Origin of the sequence: Kitasatospora sp. NPDC056181, from assembly GCF_042266225.1 — a bacterium.
Classification (GTDB): domain Bacteria; phylum Actinomycetota; class Actinomycetes; order Streptomycetales; family Streptomycetaceae; genus Kitasatospora.
In genome coordinates this window covers 74,350-86,333 of record NZ_JBHJUK010000001.1, presented here as the reverse complement: position 1 = coordinate 86,333, position 11,984 = coordinate 74,350, and the positions used below count along the sequence as shown (strand labels likewise).

The window sequence follows — 11,984 nt, the reverse complement described above, 5'->3', positions numbered from 1 at the left end:
TACCCCGTACGCAGTACACTATACATAGTACGGAGAATCGCGCAAGGGGGGTGGGCGGGCGTGGCTGGGCGTGCGTCCCGGGGTACGCCCAAGACGCTTGCGTTAGAGCGGACTCAAACTTCTACTGTCCCTGTTGTGGCCGGCGGAGAGATCCTTCCCGCGGCCGGAGGACTCGACCGTCCACGACGAACAGCCGCCCCCGGGCGGCGGAAACGGACCACCTGTGAACAGCACCGCCGTCGCCCCCGCCCCCGCCGCGACCCGCCAGGAGCGCTTCGACCACGGGATGGAGGTCCTCACCCGTATCGACGGGGAGGGCGGCCAGAGGGTCATCGACGCGCTGGCGGACGTCTCGCCGGAGCTGGGCCACCAGGTCGTCGCCTGGGCGTTCGGCGACATCTACGACCGGCCCGGCCTGGCCCCCCGTGACCGGCAGCTGGTCACCCTCGGCATGCTCACCGCCCTCGGCGGCTGCGAGCCGCAGCTGGACGTGCACATCAACGCGGCCCTCAACGTCGGCCTCAGCCCCGAGGAGATCGTCGAGGCGCTGCTGCACTCGGCCGTCTACTGCGGCATGCCGCGCGCCCTCAACGCCACGTTCGTGGCGAAGAAGGTCTTCGCCGAGCGCGGCCTGTCGCCGGTGGGTGCCGCGGCGCAGGGCTGAGCGGACGGCCGGTGGACGGTCGGACGGCCGGATGGAAGCGGACGGGAGCGGACGGGAGCGGACGGGAGCGGACGGAAGCGGGCGTGGAGGCGGGGGTTTCACCGGCTCCACGCCCGCTCAGGATCCGGACGTCACTTCCAGGAGATGGCGCCCTTGCCGAGGGTGTACGGGGAGCCCCAGTACTCGGCGCCCGTGACCTTGGTGGCGGTCGGGGCGAGTGCGACCGCGCAGGCCTGGGCGGTCTTGCCGTTGGTGAAGCCCTTCGGCAGCGAGGAGCTCGGGCACTTGGCGAAGCTGCCGATGATCATCAGCTCCTGGGCCTCGCTGCCGTCCGGCAGGAGGCCCTTGATGTGGTCCACGCTGGTGTAGGCCAGGTCGGTGGTCCCGGTGTTGGTGATCGTGTAGTGCACGTAGTACGGGACGAGGCCCTTCACCTTGTCGCCCAGCTTGAGCGCGTCGAGGTCGGCCGGGTCGCCCGTCTCGATCGAGCTGACGGACAGGGCGATGACGCCCTTGGTGCTGCCCGAGGTGAACTGCACCTGGGCGGGCTGGCCGATCTTGAAGGTCTGGCCGGGGGTCGCGTCCGTGCCGCCGCCGGTGGCGGGTGCGGGAGCACTGGCCGAGGTGCCGGTCGAGGCGCTGGCGGACGGGCTCGCGGCGGCCGGGGTGGTCGGTGAGGTGGCCGGCGTGGTCGGGGCGGCTGCCGAGGTCGTCGGGGCGGCGGCCGGCGGCGGGGTGTTCTTCGCCGAGTCCGACGAGTTGTCGTCGTTGCAGGCGGTGAGGGTCAGTGCGCCGACGGCTGCCAGTCCGACGAGTGCCCGCACGCTTCTACCGCTACTGAGGCTGTTCACAGGAGGTCCCCCCGTGTTCCGCAGTGCCAAATGGCGCTGCTCGTACCTCTGTTGATAGCGCGTGGGCGGGGGAGCGCACCATGGTCTTGGCGGGCTTTTGACCCGGATGTGACGTGACCGCGTCGGGGCTGTTGACGAGCCGGTACGGCCGTGGTGTTTGCCGGGGCGGCCGGGGCGCGCACCTGCGGCGCAGCGTTCCGGGCGGTCCCGGGTCCGTTGAGGCGGCGTCTCGGAGCATCTCGGGCCGCTGCTTCGGGCGCGGCCGTCGCTACGGTGGTGGCCATGAGTGCGGGGGAGAACTCGGTCCGGGCCGGGATACGGCGGGTGCTGCTGACGTTGCTGGGCCTGGTCGTGGCGGCGGCGGTGGTCGTCGTCGCAGGGCTCGCCTGGGCGATCCACGACCTGACCGCCATTCCCAAGGCGCCGGACGCGGCAGGGCTGGCCCGGTCCGCCGAGACGCGTGAGGCGCGCGAGAAGGCGGTGGCGTTCGCCGACGAGCAGACGGCACGGCTACGGGTGGCGGCGCCCTGGGCGGAGGTCCTCGACAGCTCGGTCGCCGACCACTGCCATGCCGAGGCCCGCAGCGAGAGCTTCGGCGGGAAGCGGGCGTGGTCGGGGGTGACCTGCGAGCGGACGACGGTGCTGTACGCGGCGTTCGACGGCGAGATCGAACCGCGGCTCGCGGACCTGGACGGGGCACTGGCCGGGGGCGGGTGGAAGCCGCGCTCGGACGGCAAGACGCTGCTGCAGCAGCTGCGGCACGTGCACAGCCCGGGTTCCGACGCCACGGCCGAGCAGACGGCGGAGGCGCTGGCCCGGCCGAACGCGGTCAGCGTCGATCACGTGCCGGGCGATGGGCGGAAGAGGATCGCCCTGACCGTGGCAGTCATGGACGGCAAGGGATTTCCGTCAGTGAACGGGAGTTGGGACGACCGGCCTTCACTGAGCGGTCCGGACGCGAAGCCGTACCTGGACCGGGAGTCCGAGCGCGTGGTGTATTTCGACTGGCGGAGAGTGGACGCCGAGGGGCTCAAGGCCAAGGCGTATGCGGGACACCGGTATCTGATGGCGATCGGCGTCAGCCAGGTCTACGCCAGCGGCTGCCCGGGCGCCGAGTGCAACGGCGTCGGCCCTGCCTGGTAGGGGCGATGGCTGCCGTGGTGGCGGCGGCCATCGCCCGGGCCGGGGAGGTCAGACGAGGTGGTCGAACTCGCCGGCCTTGGCCCCGAGGATGAAGGCGCGGAGCCTGGCGGCGGTGGTGGTGACGATGACGTCCGGGGCGTCGGACTCGCGGAGGTGGCGGATGTCGCCGGTTCCAGGGGCCACTTCGAGGCAGTTGTTGCCACCTTCTGCATCGCTGTACGACGACTTCTGCCAGCTCAGCTGTTGCATGGGTAGCTCCTTGGATGCGAGGGCCACGGCCGCTTAGGCGAGGTGATCGAAGTCGCCAGCTTTGACGCCGAGGATGAAGGCACGGAGCTTGGTGGTGGTGGTGGTGACGATGACGTCCGGGTCGTCGGACTCGCGGAGGTGGCGGATGTCGCCGGTTCCAGGGGCCACTTCGAGGCAGTTGTTGGAGCCTTCTCCCTCGCTGTATGACGACTTCTGCCAGGAGAGATAGGACATGAGACGCCCTTCAGTTCGGGAGTAGATAGAGGAGGTGTTGGATCAGTCCGAGCGAGCTGCGGAAGGGTAGGTCACGCAGAGACCTGCTCGTGTCGATGGCCGGCAGCGAGACATCGCTCAGCTGCTCAAACTTCAGGCGATACGCCGCGATGTCGGCCTGATCGCCAAGGTGCTCGGCACGCTTGGGGCCATCGAGAACGACTGTCGACAGTGCGGCGCAACCGGGGTCGCAGAACAGGAACGAAGAGGATAGCGGAGCGTGCTTCGGTGCGGTGAACGGAAGAATCTGGATGGTGACGTTGGGGAGTTCTGCCATGTCAAGCAGGTGAAGTAGCTGAGCTCGCATGACATCCTCGCCCGGGAATCGCATGCGCAACGCTGCTTCGTGAATAACGAAGTGAAACTGCCTGTCCTTGTCATCGATCAGAATCCGCTGCCGATCCACACGGAACTGAACGGACGTCGCGACATCCCACTTGCCGCTGTGGTAGCTGTCCGCATAGATCGCTTCTGCGTATGCGGGCAGTTGAAAGACTCCAGGGATGTAGAGCGCGTCGTAGCCTTCCAGGCGGACGGCTCGGCCCTCGGCCTCGGCCAGATCGAGGGCGAGCGCGGGAACCTTGCCCTTGTATGTCGTCCACCAGCCTTTGCCGTCACTGCTGCCCAGATCTTGCAGAAGCTCGACGTAGGTGGCATCCGTGCACCCGTAGGCCGCAAGTAGCGTGACGAGCCGATCCGGATCGAGCCCGGTGCGGGCGGCCTCGATGTGACTGAGCTGCGGGCCGCCCATGCCGACGAGGGCGCCGGCATCCTTCACGGCCAGCCCGGCAGACTCACGCAGTCTCCTCAGCTCAGCGCCGAACCGCTTCTGCCGTTCGCTGATTTGAGTCCTGAGTGCCAAGGGTCTTCCTTCCGTGTCGGAGCAGTTTCCCGCTTCGAGCGCGCCGGGCGCCACTCACAAGAGTGAGGTTACTCGGCCTCAGGGGCCATCTTCCGCGGTTGTGTTGCACGCGTGGAACCTGTGACCCTACTCTCAGTGTTGCACCGATCACACGACGGAGCGTCAGTAATGCCCTGTCCGGGCGCCGCAGAGCAGCCATGTGCGGCCTGGCTCACGGTCACGTCTCCGCCGCGAACTCCCTCTCCTTCTCCGGAGGTTCTTCGTGCGTGCCTTCAACCCTCCCGACTGGTCCGCCGCCCGTGACGAGCTGCGTGACGTCCTCAACGCCTCCGGCTGGCCGGACGACGTCATCGCCGACGCCGAGCTCGCCCTCCACGAGCTCTTCGTCAATGCGTGGAAGCACGCCGGCAGCCAGGCGCCCCTCGTGGTGGTCGTCCTCCTGAACCGGACGCTCCGCGTCTCGGTCAGCGACGACAGCCCCGACCTCCCCGAACAGCGCGCCTCCGCCGACCCGTACGAGCTCTCCGGACGCGGCCTGCACCTCGTCCGCTCGCTCACCCACCGCTTCGGGAGCGACCCGCGCAAGCGCGGCAAGAGTGTCTGGTTCGAGTTGGACGCCGCCGCGTGAACCACCCCCTCCTCTCCCTGCGGGGTGAACCGTGGGGGTTCTGATCCCGCTCGTCACCGGCTCCACCCAGGTCGAGCGAACGACCGTCCCCTACCTCATCGTTGAGGCCGTCCCCGACGCGACCGTGCAGCTCCGCCTCGCCGTCGACCTGGACATCCACGCCGGCCCGGGCGAACAGCTCGCCTTCCCCCTCACCCGCGACCAGGCCCACGAGCTCCTCCACGGCCTCGCCGCCCACCTCGGTCATCGCGTCATCGGGATCCGCCGATGAGATCCGGCACCGCCGAGTTCCTGATCGGCGCCGCCTTCGCCGTCCTGCTCGCACTCGCGATCGCCACCGTCGTCCTGGGCGTCATCACCGCTCTCAATGTTGCAAAGCCCGAGGACGACGCGCCCACCGGGCGTACGCCGAACTGACCGGCCCGCCCCACCCCGCCCACCCTCCCGGAAGGGCACCTCCATGCCCGAATCGCCCGTACCGCAGCAGCCCCCGCTCGCCGACGCCCTCATCGACGTCCTCGGCAACGCCCTGGCCGCCGCCCACTTCGCCGTCGCAGCCGCGTTCAACGCGCACGCCCGGGGCGACGTCACCCCCGCCGTCCCCGACGACTTCGACTGGCCCCAACTCGAAGCCTTCATCCACCAACTCGGCTACGAGGCCGACGAGTCCGACGCGGCCCTCAACCTCTACCGGCTCCTCACCGCCGCCCAGCGGATCGCCTACCGCGAGGGCGCCGGTCGCAACACCACCTGGCACCCCGCCCGCCTCAACCCCAGACCGAGGCCCGGGCCCGGAGCTCCCCGGTGATCGATCCCAAGCGGTCGCGTGACGGGCCCGAGCGGCCCGTGAGCCTCGGGTGTCGGGCGTCGGCCGGCTACCCGGCGAGGGGCCAGCCGATGACCTGGTCGAGTTCGACTCCGCGGAGAACGGCCTTCTCCAGCCTGACATCGGTGGCGTCGGTGAGCCCGTAGGGCGGAGTACCGGTGAGGACCCGGCCGAGACGGGCGCCGGTCAGGTCCGCTGCCCGGAGGTCGGCGCCGGTGAGGTCGCAGCCGGCCAGCATGACGCCCCTCATCGAGGCGCCGCTCAAATCGGCTCCGCGGAGATCGCACAGCTTGAAGTGGCAGCCGTCGAGCGTGGCGTGGCGGAGATCGGTCCCACGGAACGTGCACCGCGTGAACCACAGCGGCCGCAGCCGTACCGACGCGAGGTCCGCGCCGTCGAAGGACTCCCGCTGGAGAGTCGCGTACAGGCGGCGCGAGGCGAGCTCGTCCTTCGGCGTCATCGGTCGGCTCATGCGGGACATCGTGCCAGCCCGCAGCGGGGCGTCTCGGCTGCGGGGCACCTCGGCGGCGGGGCGTCCCGGCGCGCGGTCGCGGAATAGCCCGGGCGCGGCCGAGGCTGACCTGACCATGGGTGAGATTCTCGTGACCGGCGCGACCGGCAACGTGGGCCGGGAGGTCGTTGTCCAACTCCTGGCCAGGGGTGCCTCCGTGCGTGCACTGGCGCGTGATCCCGAAACGGCCGGGCTGCCGGCTGGAGCCGAGGTCGTGGGCGGGGACCTCTCCCGGCCGGACACACTGGAGGAGGCACTGGTCGGGAGCGACACGGTGTTCCTGATCTGGCCGTTCCTCACGACCGAGGGCGCCCCCGCCGTGCTGGAGGCGATCGCTCGGCACGCCCGCCGCGTCGTCTATCTCTCGTCGTCGGGGGTGAACGAGGGCGCCGAGCGCCAGACCGACCCGATCAACCAGCTCCACGCCGACATGGAGCGCCTGGTCGAAGGATCCGGCCTGGCGTGGACGTTCCTGCGGTCGAACACCATCGCCTCCAACGCGCGGGGGTGGGCCGAGCAGACCCGCACCACGGACGTCGTCCGCGGGCCCGACATCGCTGCCACGGCGGTGATCCACGAGCGCGACGTCGCGGCCGTGGCGGCACACGCGCTCACCGACGACGGGCACGTGGGCGGGACGTACGTCCTGACCGGTCCTCAGGTGCTCAGCAGGGCCGATCAGGTGCACGCGATCGGGGTGGCGATCGGCCGTCCGACGCGTTTCGAGAAGGTCCCGGTGGAGGCCGCCCGCCGGCAGATGCTCGCCGACGGAAGGCCCCCCGCTCTCGTCGAGGCCCTGTTGGCCAGCGCCGAAACACGACCGGGATCGGACGTGATCACGTCGGCGGTGGAAGTGATCACCGGACGGCCGGCGCGCACGTTCCGCTCGTGGGCGGAGGAGCACGCGGACGGGTTCCGCTAGGACGGGATCCGCTCACACGGGATCCGCTCACACGGGATCCGCTCACACGGGTGGTCGTGACCGCCCCTGTCCCGGTCGGCCTCGCGGGCGAAACCCCCGTGCCGTTCGGAGCGGTGTCTCCTACGCTGCTGCGGCGTGAGCACATCGAACGCCGTACCCGTCCTGCGAACCCCTGACCTGCGGAGCGCCTATCAGGCGGCCCGGCGGATCCTGGACCTCGCCATCCCCATGGACCGGTTCAACATCAGCGCGGAGGCACAGGCGCGGACCCTGGCCGAGGCGCAGCGCATGGCCGCCGCCTTCCCGGACGCCAGGCTCTGCACCGAGGACCCGTACCGGCCCGAGTCCCACGACGACGTCCGGCGCATGGTGGTGGCGGGGGAGGAGGGCGTGGCGGCGGTGCTCCCCGTCGTGCTCGTCATCGAGAACCAGCCGGTCGGGTCGATCGAGGAGAGGTTCCTCGACGTGATCGGCTCCGGGCCCGCCTACGTCGACTGGGACTGCTTCTGGTGGCCGGCCGTCCCGGAACTCGGCCTGGACATCCGCAACAAGGACGCCTACGTCCAGATCGTCTTCAACAGCCACGGGGTGGGCCGCGACATCCCCGCAACCGATCACACGGTGTACATCCACTTCCGGGAGGGTGACGTCGAACGCGCCGAGTGGCTGGCCCGGCAGGCGGGACTCCGGCCGATCGGGCCGGTGGAGTGCGGCTGGTAGCCGGCGAGACGCCCCACCCGCCCCGGGACCCTGCCGGCCCGAGGCGTGCCCCACCCGCCCGGGACCGGCCCGGGCGTACCCCGGCCCCGGGCCTCACCCGGCCCGGGCGCCCGGTCCCGGCCGCCACCGGGGCGCGGTCACGGCTCGTGCCCCATGTGGTCGGGACAACAGGCGGCCGACGCTGAATCCCTGGCCCGGCGGCTTGGGGATCAGGCCGCCGGACCCCAGTTGTCCACATCACAGGGGTTCACATGAAAACCACCCGGTCCGTTCCCACCGTTCCGCACGCCCGCGGCGCCTCCGTGGGTACCTCACTGGTCGGCCTGCTGGAGCAGCAGGTGCACGCGCGGCCCGAGGCCGTCGCGGTCGTCGACGGGGAGCGGAGCCTCACCAACCGGGAGCTGTCCGCCGAAGCCGGCCGGCTCGCCGCCCGTCTGCACCGCCTGGGAGCGGGCGCCGACGACTGCGTCGGCCTGTGCGTCGAACCGTCCGTCGACCTGATGGTCGGCGCCTGGGGCATCCTGCACGCCGGGGCCGGCTACCTGCCGCTCTCGCCGGACTACCCCGAGGACCGGCTGCGCTACATGATCGAGGACAGCCGCACCCGGGTCATCGTCACCCAGGGCCACCTGCGGGACCGCCTGGCCGGCCTGGCCCCGCAAGGCACCCGGATCGTCACCGCCGCCGAGGCCCCGGCCGACACCGCCTCCGGGGCGTCGGTCGACGGCGCGGAGGCGCCCCCGGCCGGGCCCCGCCCGGAGGCCCTGGCGTACGTCATCTACACCTCCGGCAGCACCGGGCGCCCGAAGGGCGTGATGATCGAGCACCGCAGCGTCGTGTCCCAGCTGCGCTGGATGCACGCCACCGGCCACCTGGGCGCGGGCGTGGCGGTGCTGCAGAAGACACCGATGAGTTTCGACGCGGCCCAGTGGGAGATCCTGGCCCCGGCGGCCGGGGCCCGGGTCGTCATGGGCGCGCCCGGCGTGTACCGGGACCCGGAGGCGCTGATCGCCACCGTCCGGCGGCACGGGGTGACGGCGCTGCAGTGCGTGCCGACCCTGCTCCAGGCGCTGCTGGACACCGAGGGGTTCGCCGAGTGCACCAGCCTCACCCGGGTGTTCTCCGGCGGCGAGGCGCTCTCGCAGCGGCTCGCCCGCTCGTTCTCCGGCCAACTGCCGTGGGCCTCACTGGTCAACCTCTACGGGCCCACCGAGTGCACCATCAACGCGACCGCCCACGTGGTGGACCCGGAGACGATCGGCGACGGCGCGGGCACCGTCCCGATCGGGCGCCCGGTCGACAACACCCACTGCTTCATCCTGGACGGGGACCTGGCGCCGGTGGGCGTCGGGACGACCGGCGAGCTGTACATCGGCGGGGTCCAGCTGGCGCGCGGATACCTGCACCGGCCCGAGCTGACCGTCGAGCGCTTCATCCCCTCCCCGTTCATCCCGACCGAGCGGCTCTACCGGACGGGCGACCTGACGTACTGGAACGAGGACGGCACCATCCAGTTCGCCGGCCGGGCCGACAACCAGGTCAAGCTCCGCGGTCACCGCGTGGAGCTGGACGAGGTCGCCGTCGCCATCGAGGAGCACACCTGGGTCAGACGGGCGGCGGCGATCGTCACCGACGACGAACGCACCGGCCACCAGAGCCTGGTGGCGTGCGTCGAGCTGAACCCCCGGGAGGCGGCCCTGATGGACCAGGGCAACCACGGCCGCCACCACCAGTCCAAGGCGAGCCGGCTCCAGGTGAAGGCCCAGCTGTCCGACCCGGGCCTGCGGGAAGCCGGGGAGCTGCGCGGGCGGCCGGTGGTGGAGCTGCCCGGCAAACGGGAGTCCGGCCTCCAACGGCGCGAGACGTACGCCCGCAAGACCTACCGCTTCTACGAGGGCGGGCCCGTCACCCGGGACGATCTGCGCAGGCTGCTCGCCCCGCGCCCGGCCGGCGCCTACGCCCGTCGGCTCGACCGGCTGACCTTCCCCGAACTCGGCCGGATCCTGCGGTGGTTCGGGCAGTTCCACAGTGAGGAGCGGCTGCTGCCCAAGTACGCGTACGCCTCGCCCGGCGCGCTGTACGCGACGCAGCTCTACCTGGAGACCGGCGGCCTGGACGGCCTCGACGCCGGCCTGTACTACTACCACCCGGTCGACCACACCCTGGTCCGGATCGGCCCGGCCGAGGAGCGCGCCGAGGCGTACCTCTCGGTGCACTTCTCCGGCAAGAAACGGGCGATCGAGCCGGTGTACAGCAACAACATCCAGGAGGTCCTGGAGTTCGAGGCCGGGCACATGCTGGGCGTCTTCGAGGAGGTGCTGCCGGCGTACGGCCTGGCCGTCCGCCCGCTCGGCCTCGACGCCTCCCTCAAGGACCGCCTGGACGTCGCGGAGGAGGACTACTACCTGGGCACCTTCGCGATCGGGGGCGGTGGCGGCGCGCCGCGGCCGGAGACCGTCGAGCTGTTCGTCCAGGCCCACCCCGGCCGGGTCGACGGCCTGCCGGCCGGCCAGTACCGCTACGTGAAGGGAGAGTTGGTGCACGTGTCGGACGAGCTGGTGCAGTCGCGGCACGTGATCGCGATCAACCAGGGCGCGTACGAGCGGGCCGCCTTCGGCATCACCGCCGTCAGCCGGGCCGACCGGCCGTGGCTGGAGTACATCGACCTGGGCACCAAGCTGCACCACCTCCAGCGCAACGGCCTCGCCCTGGGGTTCATGTCCTCCGGCTACAGCTCCCGGACCGGCCATCCGCTGCCGGCCGCGCGGCGGATCGACTCGATCCTGGACGCCTGCGGCATAGCCACCGGGCCGTCGTACTTCTTCGTCGGCGGCAAGGTCAGCGAGGAGCAGATCCGCAGCGAGGGCATGCGCGAGGACGCCGTCCACATGAAGGGGCCGGCCGAGATCATCAAGGACGAGCTGGCGACCTTCCTGCCCGACTACATGCTCCCGAACCGGGTGCTGGTGCTGGACTCGCTGCCGCTGACGGCGAACGGGAAGGTCGACGCCAAGGCCCTGGCCACCTCCGAGGCCGTCTCCCGGGCGGGTGGCAGGAGCGCGTACGTGGCTCCCGCGACGCGCTACGAGCGGTGGCTCGCGCAGGCGTGGGGCAGGGCGCTGAAGTACGAGAACGCCTCGCCGGCGCTGTCGGCGGAGGGCTCGCCGGAGGGTGCGGCGGAGGGTGCAGTGGAGGGTTCGGCCGTGGTCTCGGTGGAGGACGAGTTCTTCGCCGCCGGCGGCAACTCGCTGATCGCCGTGGCGCTGGTCAACCGGATCAACCGGGAGTTCGGCATCCGGCTGCCGCTCCAGGTGGTGTTCGAACACCCCAAGCTGGCCGACCTGGCCGCGCGGATCGAGGGCGCCGTGGCGGGTGCCCGGGTGGGCGGCGACGCGGCCGGCGGGCCGAGCTCGCGGTTGGTGCCGCTGCACCCCGGCAGCGCGGACCGTCCCGTGTTCTGCTGGCCGGGCCTCGGCGGCTACCCGATGAACCTGCGTCTGCTGGGACGCGAGGCGGGCGACGGGCGCGCGTTCTACGGGATCCAGGCACACGGCATCAACGCCGGCGAGGAGCCGTACCCGACCATCCGGGAGATGGCCGCCGCCGACGTCGCCGAGATCCGGCGGGTGCAGCCCGAGGGGCCGTACACGCTCTGGGGCTACTCCTTCGGCGCCCGGGTCGCGTTCGAGGCGGCCTGGCAGTTGGAGAGCGCCGGGGAGCGGGTGACGGAGGTGCTGCTGATCTGCCCGGCCAACCCGAAGGTCCGCCAGGCCGACGGCCGGCGCTACGGGCGGGAGGCGTCGTACCGCAACCCGGCGTACCTGACGATCCTGTTCTCCGTCTTCGCCAGTGCCGTCAGGAGCCCCGAACTGGAGCGCTGCCTGGCCGAAGTGGAGGACGAGGACGGCTTCGTGGCCTTCGTCCATCGTCTGCTCCCGGAGCTGGACGAGGAGATGATCCGGCGGATCACCCGAATCGTGGGCGAGACCTACGAGTTCGAGTACACCTTCCGTGAGCTGGCCGAGCGGCGGCTGGACGCGCCGGTGACCGTCTTCAAGGCCTCGGGGGACGACTACTCGTTCATCGACGGGCACACCGGCTGGTCCGCGCGCCCGCCGACCGTGGTCGAACTGGCCGGAGACCACTACGGCGTGCTGAAGGAGCACGGCATCGGCGAACTGGCGGCGGCGATCCGCAACCGCTAGGCCGCCGCCGGTCCGGCAGAAGGGCGACGCCCTGCACCGCACGGTGCCGGTCGCCGCCCTTCTGCGTGAGGCCGGGGCCCGGCGAGGCCAGGGGCGCGGCCCTTCCCGGGAGGTCTCCTGTCGGACGGGT

At 71.2% G+C, this 11,984-nt stretch carries 14 protein-coding genes; 9 read left to right on the top strand and 5 right to left on the bottom strand.

What is annotated here, in order from left to right; translation table 11 throughout:
* The first annotated feature begins 286 nt into the window (after positions 1-286).
* Entirely contained in the window at positions 287-664 is a 378-nt protein-coding gene (locus ACFC1F_RS00395; RefSeq protein WP_209413077.1) for a carboxymuconolactone decarboxylase family protein, read from the top strand.
* A gap of 131 nt (positions 665-795) precedes the next feature.
* Here the strand turns inward: ACFC1F_RS00395 and ACFC1F_RS00390 are convergent, their stop codons facing one another.
* Positions 796-1,488 (bottom strand): hypothetical protein, encoded by a 693-nt coding sequence (locus ACFC1F_RS00390; protein WP_376154663.1) that lies wholly within the window; start codon positions 1,486-1,488, stop codon positions 796-798.
* A 309-nt stretch (positions 1,489-1,797) separates the two neighbouring features.
* Here ACFC1F_RS00390 and ACFC1F_RS00385 point away from each other — a divergent pair, with 309 nt between their 5' ends.
* Positions 1,798-2,658, top strand: coding sequence for a hypothetical protein (locus ACFC1F_RS00385; protein ID WP_376154662.1), 861 nt, complete (start codon positions 1,798-1,800; stop codon positions 2,656-2,658).
* Positions 2,659-2,706: 48 nt separating this feature from the next.
* Here the strand turns inward: ACFC1F_RS00385 and ACFC1F_RS00380 are convergent, their stop codons facing one another.
* Genes ACFC1F_RS00380 through ACFC1F_RS00370 form a run of 3 tightly spaced genes read right to left on the bottom strand, consistent with a single transcriptional unit; the run spans position 2,707 to position 4,042 of the window.
* On the bottom strand, positions 2,707-2,907 hold the full coding sequence (locus ACFC1F_RS00380; RefSeq protein WP_376154661.1) for a DUF397 domain-containing protein: 201 nt from the start codon (positions 2,905-2,907) through the stop codon (positions 2,707-2,709).
* A gap of 33 nt (positions 2,908-2,940) precedes the next feature.
* A complete protein-coding gene (locus ACFC1F_RS00375) occupies positions 2,941-3,141 on the bottom strand; it encodes a DUF397 domain-containing protein (protein ID WP_376154659.1) in 201 nt (66 codons plus the stop codon).
* Between the two features lie 10 nt (positions 3,142-3,151).
* Positions 3,152-4,042 carry a helix-turn-helix domain-containing protein gene (locus ACFC1F_RS00370; protein ID WP_376154657.1) on the bottom strand — a complete coding sequence of 297 codons (891 nt, stop codon included), beginning with the start codon at positions 4,040-4,042 and terminating at the stop codon, positions 3,152-3,154.
* A gap of 262 nt (positions 4,043-4,304) precedes the next feature.
* Between ACFC1F_RS00370 and ACFC1F_RS00365 the strand changes: the two genes are divergently transcribed.
* The 4 genes from ACFC1F_RS00365 to ACFC1F_RS00350 are packed head-to-tail and all read left to right on the top strand — an operon-like array spanning position 4,305 to position 5,478.
* Complete coding sequence (locus tag ACFC1F_RS00365; RefSeq protein WP_376154655.1) at positions 4,305-4,670, top strand: ATP-binding protein; 366 nt, start codon at positions 4,305-4,307, stop codon at positions 4,668-4,670.
* A 31-nt stretch (positions 4,671-4,701) separates the two neighbouring features.
* Positions 4,702-4,941, top strand: coding sequence for a hypothetical protein (locus ACFC1F_RS00360; protein ID WP_376154653.1), 240 nt, complete (start codon positions 4,702-4,704; stop codon positions 4,939-4,941).
* Positions 4,938-5,087, top strand: a complete 150-nt coding sequence (locus ACFC1F_RS00355) for a hypothetical protein (RefSeq protein ID WP_209413010.1) — start codon at positions 4,938-4,940, stop codon at positions 5,085-5,087. Before ACFC1F_RS00360 ends, ACFC1F_RS00355 begins: the two co-directional genes overlap by 4 nt.
* 43 nt (positions 5,088-5,130) lie before the next feature.
* Positions 5,131-5,478: a hypothetical protein gene (locus ACFC1F_RS00350; RefSeq protein ID WP_376154652.1), complete on the top strand. Its 348-nt coding sequence runs from the start codon at positions 5,131-5,133 to the stop codon at positions 5,476-5,478.
* 67 nt (positions 5,479-5,545) lie between these two features.
* Here ACFC1F_RS00350 and ACFC1F_RS00345 read toward each other — a convergent pair whose 3' ends face one another.
* The gene (locus tag ACFC1F_RS00345) at positions 5,546-5,968 is read right to left on the bottom strand and encodes a pentapeptide repeat-containing protein (protein WP_245204958.1); all 423 of its coding nucleotides are present in this window, start codon (positions 5,966-5,968) and stop codon (positions 5,546-5,548) included.
* A gap of 115 nt (positions 5,969-6,083) precedes the next feature.
* On the opposite strand from ACFC1F_RS00345, the gene ACFC1F_RS00340 reads away from it, so the two are divergent.
* The 3 genes from ACFC1F_RS00340 to ACFC1F_RS00330 all read left to right on the top strand — a co-directional run bounded on the left by ACFC1F_RS00340 (position 6,084) and on the right by ACFC1F_RS00330 (position 11,854).
* Complete coding sequence (locus ACFC1F_RS00340; protein WP_376154651.1) at positions 6,084-6,929, top strand: NAD(P)H-binding protein; 846 nt, start codon at positions 6,084-6,086, stop codon at positions 6,927-6,929.
* 135 nt (positions 6,930-7,064) lie between these two features.
* Entirely contained in the window at positions 7,065-7,649 is a 585-nt protein-coding gene (locus ACFC1F_RS00335) for a hypothetical protein (RefSeq protein WP_376154650.1), read from the top strand.
* 251 nt (positions 7,650-7,900) lie between these two features.
* On the top strand, positions 7,901-11,854 hold the full coding sequence (locus tag ACFC1F_RS00330) for an amino acid adenylation domain-containing protein (protein WP_376154648.1): 3,954 nt from the start codon (positions 7,901-7,903) through the stop codon (positions 11,852-11,854).
* The last annotated feature ends 130 nt before the right edge of the window (positions 11,855-11,984 follow it).